Origin of the sequence: Actinomycetospora chlora (assembly GCF_039542135.1) — a bacterium.
In the GTDB taxonomy this organism is placed as follows: Bacteria; Actinomycetota; Actinomycetes; order Mycobacteriales; family Pseudonocardiaceae; genus Actinomycetospora; species Actinomycetospora chlora.
In genome coordinates this window covers 1-20307 of sequence record NZ_BAABHO010000082.1, presented here as the reverse complement: position 1 = coordinate 20307, position 20307 = coordinate 1, and the positions used below count along the sequence as shown (strand labels likewise).

General features: G+C 75.1%; 18 protein-coding genes. 16 read left to right on the top strand and 2 right to left on the bottom strand.

What is annotated here, in order from left to right; all coding sequences use genetic code 11:
• The 4 genes from ABD994_RS29615 to ABD994_RS29600 form a co-directional block, all read left to right on the top strand.
• Nucleotides 1-860, top strand: an 860-nt coding sequence (locus ABD994_RS29615; RefSeq protein ID WP_345424692.1) for an NlpC/P60 family protein, incomplete at its 5' end; no start/stop codon positions are given.
• Nucleotides 861-1021: 161 nt separating this feature from the next.
• Entirely contained in the window at nt 1022-2074 is a 1053-nt protein-coding gene (locus tag ABD994_RS29610; protein ID WP_345424689.1) for an AAA family ATPase, read from the top strand.
• A 59-nt stretch (nt 2075-2133) separates the two neighbouring features.
• Nucleotides 2134-3171, top strand: coding sequence for a DUF58 domain-containing protein (locus ABD994_RS29605; RefSeq protein WP_425550152.1), 1038 nt, complete (start codon nt 2134-2136; stop codon nt 3169-3171).
• Nucleotides 3171-4142 (top strand): VWA domain-containing protein, encoded by a 972-nt coding sequence (locus ABD994_RS29600; RefSeq protein WP_345424686.1) that lies wholly within the window; start codon nt 3171-3173, stop codon nt 4140-4142. Before ABD994_RS29605 ends, ABD994_RS29600 begins: the two co-directional genes overlap by 1 nt.
• 4 nt (nt 4143-4146) lie before the next feature.
• Here ABD994_RS29600 and ABD994_RS29595 read toward each other — a convergent pair whose 3' ends face one another.
• Nucleotides 4147-5262 carry an alpha/beta hydrolase fold domain-containing protein gene (locus ABD994_RS29595; RefSeq protein ID WP_345424683.1) on the bottom strand — a complete coding sequence of 372 codons (1116 nt, stop codon included), beginning with the start codon at nt 5260-5262 and terminating at the stop codon, nt 4147-4149.
• A gap of 160 nt (nt 5263-5422) precedes the next feature.
• Between ABD994_RS29595 and ABD994_RS29590 the strand changes: the two genes are divergently transcribed.
• From ABD994_RS29590 to ABD994_RS29565, 6 genes are all read left to right on the top strand, one after another.
• Nucleotides 5423-6127 (top strand): beta-ketoacyl-ACP reductase, encoded by a 705-nt coding sequence (locus ABD994_RS29590; protein WP_345424680.1) that lies wholly within the window; start codon nt 5423-5425, stop codon nt 6125-6127.
• Between the two features lie 11 nt (nt 6128-6138).
• Complete coding sequence (gene fabI, locus ABD994_RS29585; protein WP_345424677.1) at nt 6139-6906, top strand: enoyl-ACP reductase FabI; 768 nt, start codon at nt 6139-6141, stop codon at nt 6904-6906.
• A 2379-nt stretch (nt 6907-9285) separates the two neighbouring features.
• A complete protein-coding gene (locus tag ABD994_RS29580) occupies nt 9286-10353 on the top strand; it encodes a ferrochelatase (RefSeq protein ID WP_425550151.1) in 1068 nt (355 codons plus the stop codon).
• Between the two features lie 248 nt (nt 10354-10601).
• Nucleotides 10602-11426 (top strand): N-acyl homoserine lactonase family protein, encoded by an 825-nt coding sequence (locus ABD994_RS29575; RefSeq protein ID WP_345424671.1) that lies wholly within the window; start codon nt 10602-10604, stop codon nt 11424-11426.
• 16 nt (nt 11427-11442) lie between these two features.
• Nucleotides 11443-12735 carry a hydroxyacid-oxoacid transhydrogenase gene (locus tag ABD994_RS29570; RefSeq protein WP_345424668.1) on the top strand — a complete coding sequence of 431 codons (1293 nt, stop codon included), beginning with the start codon at nt 11443-11445 and terminating at the stop codon, nt 12733-12735.
• Between the two features lie 4 nt (nt 12736-12739).
• Nucleotides 12740-13186, top strand: coding sequence for an FmdB family zinc ribbon protein (locus ABD994_RS29565; RefSeq protein WP_345424662.1), 447 nt, complete (start codon nt 12740-12742; stop codon nt 13184-13186).
• Nucleotides 13187-13216: 30 nt separating this feature from the next.
• Here ABD994_RS29565 and ABD994_RS29560 read toward each other — a convergent pair whose 3' ends face one another.
• The gene (locus ABD994_RS29560) at nt 13217-14008 is read right to left on the bottom strand and encodes a hypothetical protein (protein WP_345424659.1); all 792 of its coding nucleotides are present in this window, start codon (nt 14006-14008) and stop codon (nt 13217-13219) included.
• A gap of 325 nt (nt 14009-14333) precedes the next feature.
• Here ABD994_RS29560 and ABD994_RS29555 point away from each other — a divergent pair, with 325 nt between their 5' ends.
• From ABD994_RS29555 to ABD994_RS29530, 6 genes are read left to right on the top strand one after another with little or no spacing between them, the layout of a single operon-like run.
• Nucleotides 14334-15137: a DUF3097 family protein gene (locus tag ABD994_RS29555; RefSeq protein ID WP_345424695.1), complete on the top strand. Its 804-nt coding sequence runs from the start codon at nt 14334-14336 to the stop codon at nt 15135-15137.
• Between the two features lie 41 nt (nt 15138-15178).
• Complete coding sequence (locus ABD994_RS29550) at nt 15179-15673, top strand: NfeD family protein (RefSeq protein WP_345424656.1); 495 nt, start codon at nt 15179-15181, stop codon at nt 15671-15673.
• Nucleotides 15673-16851, top strand: coding sequence for an SPFH domain-containing protein (locus ABD994_RS29545; protein ID WP_345424653.1), 1179 nt, complete (start codon nt 15673-15675; stop codon nt 16849-16851). Before ABD994_RS29550 ends, ABD994_RS29545 begins: the two co-directional genes overlap by 1 nt.
• Nucleotides 16852-16872: 21 nt before the next feature.
• On the top strand, nt 16873-18540 hold the full coding sequence (locus tag ABD994_RS29540) for a glutamate--tRNA ligase (RefSeq protein ID WP_345424650.1): 1668 nt from the start codon (nt 16873-16875) through the stop codon (nt 18538-18540).
• Between the two features lie 45 nt (nt 18541-18585).
• A complete protein-coding gene (locus ABD994_RS29535) occupies nt 18586-18975 on the top strand; it encodes a hypothetical protein (protein ID WP_345424647.1) in 390 nt (129 codons plus the stop codon).
• Nucleotides 18972-20015, top strand: coding sequence for a DUF3616 domain-containing protein (locus ABD994_RS29530; RefSeq protein ID WP_345424644.1), 1044 nt, complete (start codon nt 18972-18974; stop codon nt 20013-20015). The genes ABD994_RS29535 and ABD994_RS29530 overlap by 4 nt, the downstream gene beginning before the upstream one ends.
• The last annotated feature ends 292 nt before the right edge of the window (nt 20016-20307 follow it).

Below are 20307 nucleotides of genomic sequence, written 5' to 3'. Positions count from 1 at the left end.
CCGAGCGCACGCGCATCGAGGCCGCCAACGCCGACTCCGGGGCCCGCGCCGACCGCAACCAGGCCGACGTCGCGGCCGCGGCCGCCGTGGCGGCCCGCACGGCCGTCGCCGCCGAGGTCGCCCGCGTGCGGCCCGACACCGACGCCCAGCAGGCCCGCCTGCGCGACCTCGGCGCGCAGCGTGACGCCGCGCTGGCCCGGCTGGGCGAGCTCGAGGACGCCGACCCGGACCTCGCCGCCCAGCGCGACCGCGCCGAGGCCTTCGAGGCCGCCGCGCAGGCCCGCGACGCCGATCGCGACGCCCGGGTGCGCTCGGCGGCGCTGACGAGGGTCGGCCCGGCGCCGCGCGACGCGACCGACGGCTCCGGGGACCAGGACCCGCTCGCGGCGGCCGGGGTCGACACGACCGGCATGGCCGACGAGGTCAAGCAGGTCCTCGACCGCGCGCTCTCGCAGCTCGGCGTCGTCTACGCCTGGGGCGGCGGGGATGCGGCCGGACCGACGCAGGGCATCCACGACGGCGGCGTCGCCGACGCGCACGGCGACTTCGACAAGACCGGCTTCGACTGCTCGGGCCTGATGATCTACGCGTTCGCGGCGGCCGGGAAGGACCTGCCGCACTACTCGGGCTACCAGGCCGACGCCGGGACCAAGGTGCCGCTGGCCGAGCGCAAGCCGGGGGACCTGCTCTTCTGGGCCGACGACGACGGCGCCGGCCCGGTGCACCACGTCGCGCTCTACCTGGGCACCGTCGACGGGGAGGACCAGATGGTGGAGGCGCCGGAATCGGGCAAGACGGTACGGATCACCCCGGTCCGCTTCACCGACGAGCTCCTCCCGACCGTGACGCGGCTGGTCTGATCCGTGCCCTCATCCCTGCCCTCACCCTGCCCTCACCGGCCGCCCGGTTGCCTGGACGACCGGCGGGTACCGTGCCGCCCCGGACGCCCACGTCCGGCGAGGACCGTGGGACAGCGAGCGCCGAGGGGACCCCGGGCGCGAGGAGTCGGGGAGGGACGCCGGTGACCGAGCCGCCGACCAGCGAGCAGCCGGGGGCGAGCACGCCCGCGCACGACGCCGAGCAGCTCGAGCGCACGGTGCTGGAGGTCAAGCGCGTCATCGTCGGCCAGGACCGCCTGGTCGAGCGGATGCTCGTCGGCCTGCTCGCCAAGGGCCACCTGCTGCTGGAGGGCGTGCCCGGCGTGGCCAAGACCCTCGCGGTGGAGACGTTCGCCCGGGTGGTGGGCGGGTCGTTCGCCCGCATCCAGTTCACGCCCGACCTCGTGCCCGCCGACATCCTCGGCACGCGCATCTACCGCCAGGGCCGCGAGCAGTTCGACGTCGAGCTCGGCCCCGTCGTGTCGAACTTCGTGCTCGCCGACGAGATCAACCGCGCGCCGGCCAAGGTGCAGTCGGCGATGCTCGAGGTGATGGCCGAGCGCCACGTCTCCATCGGCGGCGAGACCCACCCGATGCCCGACCCGTTCCTGGTGCTGGCCACCCAGAACCCCATCGAGAACGAGGGCGTCTACCCGCTGCCCGAGGCGCAGCGCGACCGCTTCCTGTTCAAGATCCTCGTCGAGTACCCGACGGCCGACGAGGAGCGCGAGATCGTCTACCGGATGGGCGTGAGCCCGCCGTCGCCGCACCGCGTGCTCGACCCGGCCGAGCTGCGCCGCCTGCAGGACGTCGCGGCGCAGGTGTTCGTGCACCACGCGCTCGTCGACTACGTCGTGCGGCTGGTCGTCGCCACCCGGTCGCCGGCCGAGCACGGGATGGCCGACGTCGGCGGCTGGGTCGCGTACGGGGCGTCGCCGCGTGCCTCGCTGGGCATCATCGCCGGCGCCCGGGCGCTGGCCCTGGTCCGCGGCCGCGACTACGTGCTGCCCCAGGACGTCGTCGACATCGCGCCCGACGTGCTGCGCCACCGCCTCGTGCTGTCCTACGACGCGCTGGCCGACGGCGTGCCCGTCGACCACGTCGTCACGCGCGTGCTGCAGACCGTGCCGCTGCCGCAGGTGTCGGCCCGCCCCGTGGGCATGGGGCCGGCGCCGATGCCGGCGGCGGGGCGGTGACGGACAGCGGGGACCAGCGCGACACCCCGGCGGCGCGGGTCCCGGAGCCCGGGCCGCGGCTGCCGGCCGCACCACCGGCGACGACGCCGGGGGGTGAGCCGCGCCCGTCGTGGGCGCCGCCGCCGACCTCGCCCGTCCCGTCCGGCCCGGACGAGGTCGCCGGCGAGCAGACCCGGGCCCGGCTGGCGGCGTCGCTGCGCACGCTGGAGCTGTCGGTGCGCCGGCGCCTCGACGGGCTGCTGCAGGGCAACCACCTGGGCCTGGTCCCGGGGCCGGGCACCGAGCCGGGGGAGCCGCGGCCCTACCAGCCCGGCGACGACGTCCGGCGGATGGACTGGTCGGTCACGGCGCGCACGACCGAGCCGCACATCCGCGAGACCGTCGCCGACCGGGAGCTGGAGACCCAGCTCGTCGTCGACCTCTCGCCGAGCCTCGACTTCGGCACCGCAGCCTGCGAGAAGCGCGACCTCGCGATCGCCGCCTGCGCCGCCGTCACGCACCTGACCCGCGGCGGGGGCAACCGGATCGGCGCGGTCGTCGCCACCGGGGCCCGCACCGACCGGCTGCCCGCGCGCGGCGGCGAGACCGCGGCGCGGGAGCTGCTGCGCCGGATCGCGTCGACGCCGCCGGCCCCGGAGGGCACCCGCCGCGACCTGGCCGCCGCGCTCGAGGCCCTGCGCCGCGCGGTGCGGCGCCGCGGGCTCGTGGTCGTCGTGTCGGACTTCCTCGGCGACGTCGACTGGGAGCGGGCGCTGCGCGCGCTGCGGGCCCGCCACGACCTGCTGGCGATCGAGGTGGTCGACCCCCGCGACGAGGAGCTGCCCGACGTCGGCACCGTCGTGCTGGCCGACCCCGAGACCGGCCACCGCCGCGAGATCACCACCACGCCGACGCTGCGGCGCCGCTTCGCCGCCGAGGCCGCCGCCCACCGCGGGCGCGTCTCCACCGCGATCCGCGGCGCCGGCGCCGGGCACCTCGTGCTGCGCACCGACCGCGACTGGATCGCCGACGTCGTGCGCTTCGCCGTCGCCCGCAAGCGCGGCTGGTCGGGCGGGGCGACGACGGGCCGGGTGCCGAGCGGGACGGTGACGGGCTGATGTTCGCGCACCCGTGGTGGTTCCTCGGCCTGCTGGTCGTGGCCGCCCTCGCCGCCGGCTACTGGTGGATCAACCGGCGCCGCCAGCGGCACACCATGCGGTTCACCAACCTGGCGCTGCTCGAGCGCGTCGCGCCGAAGGGTCCCGGCCGGTGGCGGCACGTGCCGATGGCGCTGATCCTGGTCGCCCTGGTGATCATGGTGATCGCGCTGGCCGGCCCGCAGGGCACCGCCCAGGTCCCGCGCAACCGCGCGACGGTGATGCTGACGATCGACGTGTCGCTGTCGATGCGCGCCACCGACGTCGAGCCGTCCCGCATCCAGGTCGCCCAGGCCGCCGCGTCGGCGTTCGCCGACCAGCTGCCCGCGGGGATCAACCTCGGTCTCTCGTCGTTCGCGGCGACGCCGAGCACGCTCGTCACCCCGACCACCGACCGCCAGGCGGTGAAGAACGCGATCGGCAGCCTCCAGCTCGCCGAGTCGACCGGCACCGGCGACGCGATCCGGGCCAGCCTCGCCGCGATCCGCGCGTTCGGCAGCCAGATCCGCGGGCCGGAGGGGCCGCCCCCGGCGCGGATCATCCTGCTCTCCGACGGCAAGCAGACGACGCCGACCACCGACCCGGCCGACGACCGCGGCGCGTTCCCGGCGGCCGCCGAGGCCCGCGCGGCGGGCGTCCCGATCTCGGCGATCTCCTTCGGGACGGAGTACGGCGAGATCGAGATCGACGGCCGGCCGGTCTCGGTGGCCGTCGCCGACGACCAGATGCGCGAGATCGCGCAGCTCTCCGGCGGCGACTTCCGCCGCGCGTCCACCGAGCTGGACCTGCGCGAGACCTACGCCAACCTCGCCGAGCAGGTCGGCTACGAGGAGCGCACCGTCGACCTCTCGGGCCGGTGGTTCCTCGCGGCCACGATCCTCGTGGTGCTCGGCGCGGCCTCCGCGATCGCGATGGGGCAGCGCCTGCCATAGCCCCCTAGATGTGGTCGACCGTCAGCCGGTCGACGAAGGCCCGGATGTCGGCGATCGCCGCGCGGTGCTCCGCGGGCAGCGCCTGCCGGAAGATCATCTCGGCGCCGTGGACGATGCCGAGGTTCACCTTGCCCTCGACCGGGACGCCCGCGGCGAGCAGCCTGCGGTAGTAGGCGAGGCCCTCGTCGCGCAGCGGGTCGAGCTCGTTGACCGAGATGACGTGCGGCGGCAGGCCCGCCAGGTCGTCGGCCGTGGCGAAGTAGGGCCAGGCCAGCGGGTCCTCGGCGTGCCGGCCCTCCGGGTCGTACGCGGCCACCAGCAGGTCCATCAGCGCGCAGTTGATGAAGTAGTCGTCGTTCTCGATCATCGACGGCACCTCCCGGAGCTTGCGCGCGTCGTCCCAGCCGTAGCCGCCGGAGATGTAGGGCACCGAGGCGTACACGCCGTCGATGGCGTCCAGGTCGCCGGAGCGCTTGGCCCGCAGGGTCGTCGCGAGCACGAGGTTGGCGCCGCCGGACTCGCCCTGCAGCACGATGCGGGTCAGGCCCAGCTCGCCGCGCTGGTCGTCGAGCCACCGCACCGCCGTGGCGCAGTCCTCGAGGCCCGCGGGGAACGGGTGCGGGCCGAGCGGGGTCCACGCGTTGCGGAACCCGACGCGGGCCGCGACGACGCCGGTCAGCGCGAGCTCGCGGCACCAGCGGTCGTGCACGCGGGTCTCGGCGTCGAGGATCACCATCCCGCCGCCGTGGACGTAGACGACACACGGCAGCGGCCCCTCGACGCCCGCCGGGCGGTAGAGGCGCAGGGGGATGAGGTGGCCGTCCTCGGACACCACGGACGTCTCGGTGACCGCGACGGCGTCGTCGGGCGCGTCGCCGGGCAGGTCGAGGGGCACGTTGGCGTAGATCGCGCTGAAGCCGTCGTGCAGCCCCTCGACGGCCTGGGCCACCGCGTCGGGCCCGGCCTCCCGCGTGACCGGCGGCGCCGCGGCCGGCCCGTCGAGCCCGAAGGCCGCCAGCGCGGCGAGGAGGTCGGGCTTCGTGCGCGGGTCGGACCGCAGGTCGAGGGACGGGTCGCCGAGGCGACCCGGGAGGCTGGGTCCGGCGTCGGTGGCGGTCATGCGGTCCTCCGGGACGGCGTGGGGCGGCGGGGGGTCGGCTCCGGTGAGCGAGCTTTCTGATCACCGCCGCGGCGCGCAAGGCGCCGTTCGGCCGTGAGCGGTTGCCCGCGAGCCGGTAGCGTGCGCGCCGCCGTCAGCCGCTGGGAACGGGAGGAGCCGCGTGAGCCGTGTCGTACTGGTCACCGGAGGCAACCGCGGGATCGGGCTCGCCACGGCGCGCGAGCTCGCCGACCGCGGCCACACGGTGGTGGTCACCCACCGCTCCGGCGAACCGCCCGAGGGCCTGCACGGCGTGCAGGCCGACGTCACCGACTCCGCGTCCGTCGACGCCGCCTTCGCGCAGGTGGAGTCCGAGCACGGGCCGGTCGAGGTGGTCGTCGCCAACGCCGGCATCACCCGCGACGGGCTGCTCATGCGCATGCCCGAGGACGCGTTCACCGACGTGCTCGACGCCAACCTCACCGGGGCCTGGCGGGTCACCCAGCGCGCCATCCGCGGGATGGTCAAGGCCCGGTTCGGGCGGCTGATCTACATCTCCAGCGTCGTCGGGCTCACCGGCGCGCCCGGCCAGGCCAACTACGCCGCCTCGAAGGCCGGCCTCGTCGGCCTCGCCCGCTCCACCGCCCGCGAGCTGGGCGGCCGCGGCATCACCGCCAACGTCGTCGCGCCCGGCTACGTCGACACCGACATGACCGCCGAGCTCACCGACAAGCGGCGCGAGGAGATCCTCTCCTCGATCCCGCTCGGCCGCACCGCCGCGCCCGAGGACATCGCCAAGGCCGTCGCCTGGCTGGCCTCCGACGACGCCGCGTACGTCACCGGCGCCGTGCTGCCGGTCGACGGCGGCATCGGCATGGGCCACTAGAAGGGGAGACAGTGAGCAACCTGCTCGAGGGCAAGCGGATCCTGGTCACCGGGATCATCACCGACGCCTCGATCGCCTTCCACGCGGCGAAGGCCGCCCAGGAGGCCGGCGCCACCGTCGTGCTCACCGGCTTCGGGCGGCTGTCGCTGGTCAAGCGCGTCGCGCAGCGGCTGCCGCAGGAGGCGCCGGTGATCGAGCTGGACGTGCAGAACCAGGAGCACCTCGACGGCCTGGCCGACCAGGTGCGCGAGCACGTCGACGGCCTCGACGGCGTCCTGCACTCGATCGGCTTCGCGCCGATGGACGCCCTCGGCGGCAACTTCCTCAACACCGAGTGGAAGGACGTGGCCACCGCGGTCGAGGTCTCGGCCTACTCGTTCAAGTCGCTCGCCATGGCCTGCAAGCCGCTGCTCGGCCCCGGCTCGTCGCTGGTCGGGATGGACTTCGACAACACCGTCGCCTGGCCCGGCTACGACTGGATGGGCGTGGCCAAGGCCGCGCTCGAGGCCACCACGCGCTACCTCGCCCGCGACCTCGGGCCCGAGGGCATCCGCGCCAACCTCGTCGCCGCCGGGCCCGTGCGCACCATGGCGGCCAAGTCGATCCCGGGCTTCGACACGTTCGAGGAGGCCTGGGTGGCGCGCTCACCGCTGGGCTGGGATCTCACCGACCCGACGCCCGTCGCCCGGACCATCTGCGCCCTGCTGTCCGACTGGATGCCCGCCACCACCGGCGAGGTCGTCCACGCCGACGGCGGGTACCACGCCATGGGCGCCTGAGCGCCCGGGCCGCACGACCGCCACGGCCCGCGCCCAGCTGGGGTCGGCCCAGAAGTCGCTGTGCCCGCGCAGCGGGAGCAGCGGGAGCTCCTGCAGCTCGTCGTCCGGCACCGGCGGGTCGAGCAGCCGCCAGTCGGGCCCGAACGCCGTGGCGCCGGGGTCGGTGGGCCCGCCGCCGGTGGCGCCCGGCACGTGCCGCGGCGTCTCCCGGTGCCGCCAGCTCAGGGCCGGTCCGGCGAGCGGGTCGGTCTCGCGGTACAGGTTGCGCCAGCGGCCGCCGAGGGCGTGCATCAGCCCCTCGACGGCGGGCAGGTTCACCGACGCCGGGAACGCCCGCGAGAACAGCACCTGGATCTGCGACCCGAAGGTCAGCAGGCCGGTGCGGTCCGCGGGGCGCCCGAGCCCGACCTGCCGGACCAGGGTGGCGAAGGAGATCAGGCTGCCCTGGCTGTGGCCGCAGAGGACGACCGTGCGGCCCGCGGCGTGGTGGTGGCGGATCCGGTCGGCGAGGCGCGGCACCACCGACTGCGAGTAGGGCGGGGGCACGAACGGGTGCACCGCGCGGGGCCAGAACGCGACCACGTCCCACACCACGTTGACGCCGCGGCGGGTCGTGCTCTGGCGGGCCGCGGCGCGGCCGAGCAGGACGAGCCGGATCCCGGCGGCCGCGAGCACGAGCGTCCCGAGCGCGAGCACCCAGCCGCTGCCCGGGCGAGGGTGCTGGGCCGAGGCGGTGAGCACGAACCAGCGTCCGAGGTCCCACGGCGCCCGCCCGACGGCCTGGGGGAGCGCCGCCTCGAGCGCGGCCAGCGACAGGACCGACCCCGTCAGCGCCAGCGTCACGGCGACGGCCGCCACGTGCTGCTTGACCCGCGCGACCCACATCGCGGAGCCGATCCCGCGGGCCCGCGCCGCCGGTAGCGCGTGGAACCCGGCCGCCGCGAAGGACGCCTCGGCGCGGGCGCGGAGGTCCGACCCGCGCCGGAGCCGGTCGACCACCGCGACGACCGCGATCCCCGCCGCGACGAACGTGGTCAGCCCCCACGCGTAGACCGCCCGGGAGAGCATCTCCGGCACCACCAGGTCCGCGGCCACGGCGCCGACCAGCTCCGCCGTCCCGAACGCGGCGGCCCCGGTGTAGCCGACGCCGAGGAACACCCCGAGGGCGGCGACGACCGTCGCGGCGCACCCGCGGGCGAACGGGGCGAAGCGCCCGTCGCCCTCGTCGGGCCGCACGCGGCGAGCCGCGACGACGGCGTTCGCGACGAGCAGCACGGCGAGCGCGACCACCACGGCGAGCACCAGCACGGCGCACACCCGGTCGAGCCCCGCGCGCGCCACCATCGCCGGCACGTCGCCGGCGAGCGCGACCGCCGCGACGACCGACGCGAGCACGGCGAGCCCGACTGCGACGGCGGCCAGGCCGCGGGCGGCCCGCGTCGCGCGGTCCGCCCACGCGGTGCGGGGGTCGCCCAGCACGGTCACCCCGGCGACCGTGAGCCCGAGGAGCAGCAGGACCGGCCCGAGGGACGCGTGCCAGGCGCTGCCCGCCGCGATGAGACCCACCAGGGCGACCGTCGCGAGCCCCGCCGCGAGGTGCAGCCGCCGCAGGACCGGGACGTCCGGGTCCCCGGCGAGGGCCCGGGGATGGGCCAGCGCCGAGGCCGCGTGCGCGTCGCCCCCGTCCAGCGGCAGGTTCGTGTCGAGCGACGACCGCGCGAGCAGGAAGAAGCCCCCGACGACGGCGCCGGCGGCCAGGACGGCGAGCGCCCGCAGGACCCGCGCCGGCACCGTCGCGACGGCACCCGGCGCCTGCAGGGCCACGAGGTCGACCAGCACGATCGCGGCGCCCAGCGCGAGCAGGCAGGTGAGCAGGACCCCGAGCGCCCGCAGGGCCGCCGACGCCACGACCAGCGCGCCCCGCCCCGGGCGGTCCGCCGGCTCGGGCAGCATGAACCGCGCGACGTTCACCATCCCGAACGGCACGAGCAGCAGCCACAGCGCGAAGGTCCACGAGCCCGACGTGTAGCGGCCCCAGTGCAGGGCCTCGACGACGTGGTCGGGCGTACCGACATCGCGGCCGTCGTCGCCGACCGCGCGGAACACCCGCGCCCACTCGTCGCCGGCGACCTGGCGCACGCGTGGCGCGTCGAGGACGTCCTCGGGCGGGGTGCCGCTGACCCCGTGCACCCGCAGCTCGACGACCGGTCCGTACGTGTCGATATCCATCCCGCGCCCCCTGGCCGCCCATCGTGGCACGGAGAGTGAGACGGGTCACGGGCGACCCGCCCTCATGGTCGGCCGATCGGACCAACGCGGTCGCAGGGAGTCGACGTGTGGTCACCGGAGGGGCGGGGGATGCTGGAGCACGTGAGCGCTGTGCAGACCGCCGACGTGGACGCCGTCCTGCTGCTGTCCTTCGGCGGCCCCGAGGCCCCCGACGAGGTCCGGCCGTTCCTCGAGAACGTGACCCGGGGCCGCGGCGTGCCGCCCGAGCGGCTCGACGCGGTCGAGGAGCACTACCAGCACTTCGGCGGCGTCAGCCCGATCAACGAGCTGAACCGGCGCCTCGTCGCCGACCTCTCCGCCGCCCTGCAGCGGTCGGGGCGCGACCTGCCGGTCTACTTCGGCAACCGCAACTGGCACCCCTTCGCCGAGGACACCGTCGAGCGGATGGCCCGCGACGGCGTGCGGCGCGCGCTGGTGTTCGCCACCAGCGCGTACGGCGGCTACTCGGCCTGCCGGCAGTACCACGAGGACATCGCCCGGGCCCGGGGCGCGGCGACCGAGCGCACCGGCACGGCACCCGACCTCGTCAAGCTCCGGCACTTCTTCGACCACCCGCTGTTCGTCGCCGCCGTCGCCGACGGCGTGCGCGCGGCCCGGACGCGGCTGGGCGGCGATCCGCGCCTGGTGTTCACCGCCCACTCGATCCCGTCCTCGGCCGACCGCACCGCCGGACCCCCGGAGGAGGGCGGCCACCGCTACTCGCGGCAGATGACCGAGGCCGCGGCGCTGGTCGCCGCCGAGGTGGGCGCCGCCGAGCACGACCTCGTCTGGCAGTCCCGCTCCGGTCCGCCCCAGATCCCCTGGCTCGAGCCCGACATCGTCGACCACCTCGACGACCTGCACGACCGGGGCGTCGAGGGCGTCGTCGTGAGCCCGGTCGGGTTCGTCTCCGACCACCTCGAGGTCGTGTGGGACCTCGACAACGAGGCCGCCGAGCACGCCGAGAAGATCGGCATGGGCTTCGCCCGCGCCGCCAGCGCCGGCTCCGATCCCCGCTTCGTCGAGATGGTCGTGGAGCTGATCGGCGAGCAGGTCGACGGGGCCCCGGCGCGTGGGCTGGGCACGGTGCCGCGCGCGGGCGTGGGGTGCAACGGCGAGCTCTGCCACCCCGGGTGCTGCGAGCCGGCCCGGCGCCCCGCCACGGCTCCCGGACGCTGAGACCGGGCCCGCCGGACCCCCTCTTGGTCTCTGTTGCCGTTGATCGTCAGCGTGGCTAGTGTCCCCGGTCACGTGGCCGGCGATGCATGCATCGCCGGGTGCGGCGGTCCCGCTCGACGTCGGGGAGGTGCGGCAACGGTGCTCGCCCGATACGGGTCGCGCGCCGTCACCCACCACGCTCCCGCGCCCGCCGGCCCGTCCGCGCCACGTCGACACCGGACAGGCACGCTGAACGCGGAGGAGCGCTGATGGCGGGTAGTGGCGAGATCAAGGTGAGCATCCTGGACTGCGGGAAGATGACCGCGGACCTGACGTGGCTGCTGCTGAAGCCCGGGCGCTCGATCCGCCCCCGCCAGCAGCGGGACCAGCCCACCGAGTGGGCGGACGTCCCTACGCACTGCGTCCTCGTGGAGACGCCCGACGGCACGCTGCTGTGGGACACGAGCTGCCCGCGTGACTGGGAGGAGCGCTGGGGCCCGACGGGCCTGCAGGACTTCTTCCCGTACGAGAAGGTCAGCGAGGAGGAGTACCTCGACTCGCGGCTGCAGCAGCTCGGCATCGGTACCGACCAGATCGACTACGTCGTGCTGTCGCACCTGCACTTCGACCACTGCGGCAACGCCGGCCTGTTCAAGGACTCCTCCGCGAAGCTCGTCTGCAGCGACAAGGAGAAGGACTGGGCCTTCGGCTTCGACGGCCTGTTCAACGGCGCCCACCTCAAGACCGACTACGAGGAGCTGAGCTGGGAGACGGTCTCGGGGGACACCGAGTTCCTCCCGGGCGTCACGCTGCTCCAGACCCCCGGCCACACCCCGGGCACGATGTCGATGCAGGTCGACCTGCCCGACACCGGCACGATGATCTTCACCTCGGACGCCGTCTACATGGGCGAGAGCTACGGCCCGCCCACCACGCCGGCCGCCATCGTCAACGACATGGGCCAGTTCTACTCGTCGGTCGAGAAGATCCGCGGCATCGCCGAGGACACGAACGCGACGGTCGTCTTCGGCCACGACGCCGAACAGATCCACCAGCTCAAGACCGTGGGCAACGGCGGCGGCCAGTACACCTGATCGGAGAGTCACCCGAATGACCGTCCCCCCGGTCCCCACCGAAGAGTCGGTGTTCACGTGGGGCGCCCCGCCCCTGAAGTTCGGCGCGGGCGCCTGTGACGAGATCGGCTTCGACCTCGCCCAGTACGGCGCGAAGCGCATCCTGCTCATCACCGACCCCGGCATGCAGCAGACGGGCCTGCCCGACCGCATCGCCGACCAGATCCGCCGCTACGACATGACCGTCGAGATCTTCGACGGCGTCCACGTCGAGCCCACCGACGACTCGATGAACAAGGCCGTCGGCTACGCCCAGCAGCAGGGCCCGTGGGACGGGTTCGTCGCCGTCGGCGGCGGCTCGTCCATCGACACGGCCAAGGCCGTCAACCTCCTGACGACCTTCCCCGGCGAGCTGATGGACTACGTCAACAAGCCCGTCGGCAACGCCCAGACGCCCCCCGGTCAGCTCAAGCCGCTGATCGCGGTGCCGACCACGGCCGGCACGGGCTCGGAGTCCACCGCCATGTGCGTGCTGGACATCCTGTCGCTGCGGGTGAAGACGGGCATCAGCCACTGGCGTCTGCGGCCCACCCTCGCCGTGGTCGACCCGCTGCTGACGATGACCCTCCCGCCGGAGGTCACCGCCGCCGCGGGCATGGACATCGTGTGCCACGCGCTCGAGTCGTACACCGCGCGCTGGTACACGACGTTCGACCGCAAGAAGCCCGAGGAGCGGGTGACCTACTGCGGGTCCAACCCGGTCTCGGACCTCTGGTGCGAGAAGTCCATGACGCTGCTCGCGCGCTCGTTCCGCACCGCGGTCGAGCGGGGCGAGGAGGACGTCGACGCCCGCATGGACATGATGATGGCGGCGACCTTCGCCGGCATGGGGTTCGGCAACTCCGGGGTGCACATCCCGCACGCCAACGCCTACCCGATCGCCGGCCAGGTCCGGGACTTCCACCCGGCGGGCTACCCCTCCGACGAGGCGATGGTGCCGCACGGCATGTCGGTGTCGCTGACGGCGCCGGAGGCGTTCCGGTTCAGCTTCGAGGCCGCACCCGACCGGCACATGACGGCGGCCAAGCTGCTCGGGCCGACCGCGGACACGCAGAACGACGCGTCCGAGCAGCTGCCGCACGTCGTCACCGAGCTGATGCGCGACATCCGCATCCCCAACGGGATCGGCGAGGTCGGCTTCGGCGAGGGCGACATCCCGGACCTCGTGGACGGGACGCTCAAGCAGCAGCGGCTGCTGGCGACCTGCCCGAAGCAGCCCACCGAGGACGACCTCGCGGACATCTTCCGCAAGTCGATCCAGAACTGGTAGTCGCGTGCCGATCTACGACTACCGCTGCGACTGCGGCGTCCGGTTCGACCGCCTGGTCGGGCTCGACGCCCCGGCGCCGGCGTGCCCGGAGTGCGGCGGCGAGACGCGCAAGGTCCCGTCCCGCCCCGCGCTCACGGGCACGGCCGACCCCGGGCCGTCCAAGGAGTACATGCCGCAGACGTGGAAGGGCACCTACCGCGGCAACCGGGAGTACGTGACCGGTCTGCAGCGGCAGTGGGACCAGCGCCAGAAGCTCGAGGCCAAGCACCCCGAGCTCCGTGGCGACACCCGCCCCGTCGCGGCCCACGAGGGCCGCTACGAGCAGGCGCCGCTGCGGGCGGGTGAGCCCTACCTGGGGCACTCCTCGGAGTCGTCCCCGGCGAAGAAGGACACCGGCGGGTCGACGGGCCACGGCCACGGTCACGGCCACGGGCACGGCCACTCGCACTAAGGGGCCCGGCCGCCGTCTGACCCTGCGGGGTCAGGCGGCGGTCAGCGCCCGCACGGTCTCGGCGACCGCGGCCACACGCGCGGCGCGGACGGCCGTGGCCAGCGGGCGCAGGGCGTCGGTGCGGGCGAGCGCGGCCGAGGACGACACGGCGCCGCCGAGGTCGTCGCCGGACGCCGCGAGCAGGATCGCCTCCACCTCGTCGGCGTGCTGCAGCACCCGCAGCGGGCGGCCGGGGGTGCCCGCCGGCCACGTCGGGCGGGGGCGGCGGCGCAGCGAGTCGGCGATCTCCTCCCGCACGCCGGCCCGGGGCCGGGCGACGTCGAGGGCGGCGAGGGTGTCGGCCGCGTCGCGGACGGCGCCGCGCAGGTCGTGCTCGGCCTCGGCCACGCTCGGGTGCGGCGCCGGCGGGACGTCGTCGACGAGGTGCACCGTCCAGCGCAGCACGCCGTCGGCGACCGGGGCCGGCACGGCGGCGAGCCCGGGGCCGGCCAGGACCGCGCACTCGCCGACCTCGAGGGCGGCGCTGCGCAGCGCCGCGGGGCCGGGGAGCCCCCGGATGTCGCCGGGCGCCGGCATGACGAGGCGGGCGTCGGGACCCGCCGGGCCGAGGCGCTGCCGGGCGAGCACCAGCAGCGCGGCCAGCCCCGCACCGGCGCGGTCGGGCGTCGGGAGGTCGGTCACCGCGGCCGCGGCGGTGTCGGCGGCGACCACGTCGTGGGCCTCGGACCACGGGGCCAGCGCGTCGAGGACGTCGTCGGCCGCGGCGGCACCGGCGAGCCACGCCGCGCTCCAGACGGCCAGGGAGGCACTCGCGCAGGGCACCCGATCGACGCTACCGGGTGCCCCCGACCGTCGACCTCTCGGACGTCGGGCCGCCCGCGCCGTGGGGCGAGGGACGCCCTGGAGCCGTGTGACGGGGTGGAGGTGACCCTCGCTCCCTCCGGGCGGCGCTCCCCGCTCTGGCGTGTCGACCCGGGACGGGCGGTCCGCGCGGCTAGCGTCCCGCGCCGTGGCGAGGACGCAGGGCCGGGGCATGCACGGGTCCACCGGGGACCCCGGTTTCCGCTCGACCGGCGGGGCGGTGCGCGTCCCCGGGCGGGGCGGGACGCCGACCGGCGGCGCCGGGCGCACGGGCGGCCTGCCCGGCATGGCGTCGCACAAGCCGAAGCGCGAGGTCGTCTCTGTCGTCGCCGAACCGGGCCTGGTGGTCGAGGACGCCGCGGAGACGTTCTGCGGCGCGGTGATCCGCGCCGACGTCCGCGAGGTCGTGCTCGAGGATGCCGCGGGGCGCCGGCGGCTGTTCCCGAACAAGCCCGCCGCCTTCCTCCACGAGGGCCGGCCCGCGACGCTCGTGCCCCCGCAGCGCGCGGCCGGACCGGCGCCGGAGGCGCGGCGCTCGGCGTCGGGCTCGCGGCGGGTCGAGGACGTCCGGGCCCGCACGGCGCTGCCGCACCGGATCTGGGTCGAGGGCCTGCACGACGCCGAGATCGTCGAGCGCGTGTGGGGTCACGATCTGCGCGTCGAGGGCGTGGTGGTCGAGCCGCTGCACGGCGCCGACGTGCTCGTCGAGGCCGCGCGCGAGTTCGGGCCGGGTCCCGACCGGCGCCTCGGCGTGCTCGTCGACCACCTCGTCACGGGCTCGAAGGAGTCCCGGATCGCCGAGGGCCTGCGGCGCGACCTCGGCCCGGCCGCGGCGCACGTCCTCGTGCTCGGCCACCCCTACGTCGACATCTGGGAGGCCGTGAAGCCCCGCGTCGTGGGGATCGACGCCTGGCCTTCGGTCCCGCGCGGCATCGACTGGAAGCGCGGCGTCTGCGACGCCCTGGGCTGGGGCGACGAGCGCGCCGGGGCCCGGCGGGTCCTCTCGTCGGTCTCGACGTGGACGGATCTCGAGACGCCCCTCATCACGGCCGTGGAGCAGCTGATCGACTTCGTGACCGTCGGCGCCTGAATCCCCTCTCCGGACGAGTGGGGCGTGGCACACTCGGCGGTGTGATCCCGCTGCTGTGGGCGATCGCGGGGGTGGTGCTGATCGCGGTCGAGCTCGTGTCCGGCACCTTCGTCCTCCTCATGCTCGGCCTCGCCGCGCTGGTCACGGCCGGCGCCTCCGCGCTCGGTGCCCCGCTCGGGGTGGACGTCGTCGTGTTCGGTCTGGCGTCCGCCGCCCTCGTGCTGCTCGCCCGCCCGGCCCTGCAGCGCCGGCTGCGCGGCGAGGCCGCCGACGGCGCGGTCAACGCCGGGCCGGCCGCACTGCTCGGGGCCGCCGCCGAGGTCGTCGAGCCGATCACCGGCGACGACGCGGGCACGGTGCGCATCGGCGGCGCGCTCTGGACCGCACGGGCGCTGCACGACGGCGCCGTCCTCGCCTCCGGCGACCCCGTGGTCGTCGTCGACATCCGCGGGGCGACCGCCGTGGTGACGCCGGGTCGCTCCGACCCGGGCGGCCCGGCGCACCCGTCCCGCCCGCCCCTGCAGGGAGAGGGTTGATGGACCCCGTCACGCTCGTGCTGTACGTCGTGATCGCCGCGGTGTTCATTCTGATCATCACCGCGGTGGTCAAGGCCATCACCGTCGTCCGCCAGGCCGAGGCCGCCGTCATCGAGCGGCTCGGGCGCTACCAGCGCACCGCGGCCCCGGGGCTGACGTTCCTCGTGCCGTTCATCGACCGCATCCGGGAGCGGGTGGCGCTGTGGGAGCAGGTCGTCTCGTTCCCGCCGCAGCCGGTGATCACGCAGGACAACCTGACGGTCTCGATCGACACCGTCGTCTACTACCAGGTCACCGAGCCGCGCAACGCCGTCTACGAGATCAACGACTACATCAACGGCGTCCAGCAGCTCACCACCACGACGCTGCGCGACGTCGTCGGCGGCATGAGCCTGGAGCAGGCGCTGACGTCCCGGGAGACGATCAACACCGGGCTGCGCCGGGCCCTCGACGACGCCACCGGCCCCTGGGGCCTGCGCGTCGTGCGCGTCGAGCTCAAGGCGATCGACCCGCCGCCGTCGATCCAGGACTCGATGGAGAAGCAGATGCGCGCCGACCGCGAGAAGCGCGCCATGATCCTCACCGCCGAGGGCCACCGCGAGGCGGCGATCGCCGAGGCGCAGGGCAACAAGCAGGCCGCGATCCTCTCGGCCGAGGGCGCCAAGCAGGCGGCCATCCTCGCCGCCGAGGCCGACCGCCAGTCGACGATGCTGCGCGCGCAGGGCGACCGGGCCGCGCAGTACTACCAGGCGCAGGGCGAGGCCAAGGCCATCGAGAAGACCTTCGCCGCGATCAAGGCCGGGCGCCCGACGCCGGAGATGCTGGCCTACCAGTACCTGCAGACGCTGCCGCAGATGGCGCAGGGCGAGGCCAACAAGATGTGGGTCGTGCCGAGCGACTTCGGGAAGGCCCTGGAGGGCTTCACCAAGATGCTCGGGGCGCCCGGCGAGGACGGCGTCTTCCGCTACCAGCCGACCCCCGACGACGGTGCGCCCACGACCCGGCCGGGCGAGACCGACGACGACGTCGCCGACTGGTTCGACACGAGCACCGACCCGGAGATCGCCAAGGTCGTGGCCGCCGCCGAGCAGCGCGCCGACGCGGCCGTCGCGGAACCCACCGCGAACGGGGCCGGCCGCCACGCCAGCGGCGACGGCGTCCCGCCCGAGGTCCCGTAGGCCACCTCGTAACCTGGGGTCATGCTCGATCGCGCCCTCGTCGACGGTCTCTTCCCGGCCGACCTGCCCGAGCCCGCCGAGCTCGAGGAGCGCTACCCGCCGCGCGACCTGCCGGACGGGGCCCTGGTGACGCGCTTCGGCCCGAGCCCGACGGGGTTCGTGCACATCGGCGGCCTGTACACCGCGATGGTGTCGCGCGACCTCGCGCACTCGAGCGGCGGCGTCTACGTGCTGCGGATCGAGGACACCGACCAGAGCCGGGAGGTCGAGGGCGCCGACGCGCAGTTCCGCCGTGCGTTCGAGGCGTTCGACCTGGTGCCCGACGAGGGCGACCTGGAGATCGGAGCTCTCGACGAGCCCCGCGGCGCCTACGGGCCCTACCACCAGTCGCAGCGCGCGGCGATCTACCAGACCTACGTCCGCGAGCTCGTGCGCCAGGGGAAGGCCTACCCGGACTTCGCGACCAAGGAGGAGCTCGCGGAGATCTCCGACGCGCAGCGCACCCTCAAGCTGCCGACCGGTTACTACGGCCGCTGGGCGCCGTGGCGCGACGCGAGTGAGGACGACGTCCGGGCCGCCCTGGATGCGGGAAAGCCGTGGGTCGCGCGGTTCCGGTCCGGGGGGACGGTGGGGGAGCGGTTCGCGTTCACCGACCGCCTGCGCGGCCGGGTGGAGATGGAGGACAACCACAACGACGTGGTGATCCTCAAGAGCTCCGACCAGCCCGTCCGGCTGCCGACCTACCACTTCGCCCACGCCGTCGACGACCACCTCATGCGCACGACGCTCGTCGTGCGCACCGAGGAGTGGCTCTCGTCGGTGCCGACGCACCGGCAGCTCTTCGCCGCGCTCGGCTTCGACCCGGTGGACTACGCCCACCTCGCGCCGCTGATGAAGCAGGAGGGCGGGTCGAAGCGCAAGCTCTCCAAGCGCAAGGACGCCGAGGCGTCGGTCGACTTCTACCTCGAGGCCGGCTTCCCCGTGCCCGCCGTGCAGTACTACCTGCGGGGCCTGGCCAACCCGCGGCTGGCCGAGATGCCGCTGCCCGAGGCGCTCGCGACGCCGCTGCGCCTCGACGAGTTCGGGCTCGCCGGACCGCTGGTCGACACCGTGAAGCTCCGCGACATCTCCGCCGACCACATCGCGACCCTGTCCGGGCCCGACGTCCTCGCCGGCGTGCGCGCGTGGGCCGCCGAGTACGACCCCGAGGTCGTCAAGGTGCTCGACGCGAACCCCGAGCTCGCCGCGGCGGCGATCGACGTCGAGCGGGTCTGCGTCGAGAACCCCCGCAAGGACCTCGCCACCTGGTCGGACTTCCGCGACGCCTACGGGTTCTTCTTCCCGGAGCTGTTCACCGACGTCACCGACCCGGCCGACGAGCGCTTCGGCGGGCTCGACCCGGCGCTCGTGCGCACCGTCGCCGCCGACCTCGCGGACACCTACGTCCACGAGGGCGACCAGCCGACCTGGTTCCAGCAGATCCGCGACCTGGCCGCGCGGCACGGCTTCGCCCCGAACCCGAAGACGTACAAGAAGGACCCGGACGCCTTCCCCGGCATGCTGCGCGACGCCGCCAACGTCGCCCGCGTCGCGATCACGGGCGCCCAGCGCAGCCCGGACCTCTACGAGGTCACCCGGGCGCTCGGCGCCGACGAGGTCGTGCGACGCCTGCGGGCCGCCGCGGGCTGAGGACGCCCCGGAACATTCCGGACCGCCCGCACCGTCGTAGCGGGCATGATCGCGCTCCTCCGTGCCCCCGCCGGCGCCCTGGCCGTCGCCCTCCTCGCCGGGGGCCTGCTCGGCGGGTGCAGCGGCGCCGGCACGTCGGTGAGCTGCTCGGGGTCGTCGTGCCGCGCGACGGTCACGGGCGTGCCGGTCGAGGTCTCACAACCCGACGCGGGCTCGACCACGCGGCCGCGCAGCAGTACGAAACGGCGGCCGGCACGGAACAATGACGGCGTGGACTTCGGGGTCAACGCCGTGGGGCCGGGTTGGGTGGACGTCGAGGACGACGGCGTGGTCACCCGTGTCACCCAGGGAGGGACGTTCGTGGAGGACGGGTCGACGGTGCGCCTGGAGTCGTCCGACGGACGGACGGCCGTCTTCACCTTCACCCGGCGATGACCGCCCCACTGCCGGCCCGCCTGGCCCTCGGGGCACACGCCGCGACGGCCGGGACGGACCTGTCCGGCGTCGCCGTCACCGACGACACGATGTTCCTCGCGCCCGACGAGGGGGCGACGCTCCTGCGGCTGCGCCGCGCCCCCGGCGGCGGGTCGCTCGACTGGGACGGCCCGGAGGAGGTCCCGCTCGCCGACGCGATCGCCCTGCGCGGCGTGCCCGACGACGAGGTCGACGCCGAGGGGCTCGACGTCGTCGACGGGTGCCTGTGGGTCGCGGGCTCGCACAGCGCCAAGCGCAAGCGGGTCCGGCCCGAGACGCCGCGGGAGGAGATCCCCGAGCGGCTCGCGCAGGTCGCGCCGGAGAAGTCGCGGCGCCTGCTGGCCCGCCTCCCGCTGCGGGACGGGCCGGACGGTCCGCGCACGGTGCCGGCCGGCGAGGACGTCGAGGGCCTGGGGGAGGCGGCGCGGCTGCCGGCCGGGAAGCGGGGGCTCGTGGGGGCCCTGACCCGCGACCAGCACCTCGGCCCGTTCCTGCACATCCCGGGGAAGGACAACGGCTTCGACGTCGAGGGCATCGCGGTGCGCGAGGCCCGCGACGGCGGCGGCGTGCTGCTCGGCCTGCGCGGGCCGGTGCTGCGCGGGTGGGCCGTGCTGCTCGACCTCCGGGTGCACGCCGAGGGGCGCAAGCTGGTGCTCGACGACCTGACCAAGCACCTCGTCGACCTCGAGGGGCTCGGCGTGCGCGACCTCGCCCGCGACGGTGACGACCTGCTGGTGCTGGCCGGGCCGACGATGGTGCTCGACGGGCCGGCGCGCGTCGTGCGGCTGCCCGGCGCCGCCGCGACCCCGCTGCCGCCGGCGGTCACGGCCGACGAGGTCGAGCTCGTCACCGAGATCCCGGTCGGCCGCGGGTGCGACCGGCCGGAGGGGCTCGCCGTCCTGCCCGAGGGTCTGCTGGTCCTGCACGACACCCCGGCCCCGGACCGCCTCGACGGCGAGCACCTCACCGGCGACCTGTGGCAGGTCCCCGGCCGGTCGTGAGACGGCCCCGACCGGGTGCCGGGGAGCCGCCACGCGGTGTCTTGCCGGGGTGCGGGAGCGCTCCTACCGTCGTGGTCCGGGTCACACACACCTCGTATCCGTCACCCGGGCCGAGGAGCTCTGCCGGCCATGACGACCACCTCTCCCCAGGCGCCCACGCCGATCGTCACCCGTCCGTACCCGGCGCGGGAGACGACGCGCGGGTCGGCGTTCTCGCACTACCTCCGGACGACCGATCCCAAGGACATCGCGATCCTCTACATGGTCACGTCGTTCGGGTTCTTCCTGATCG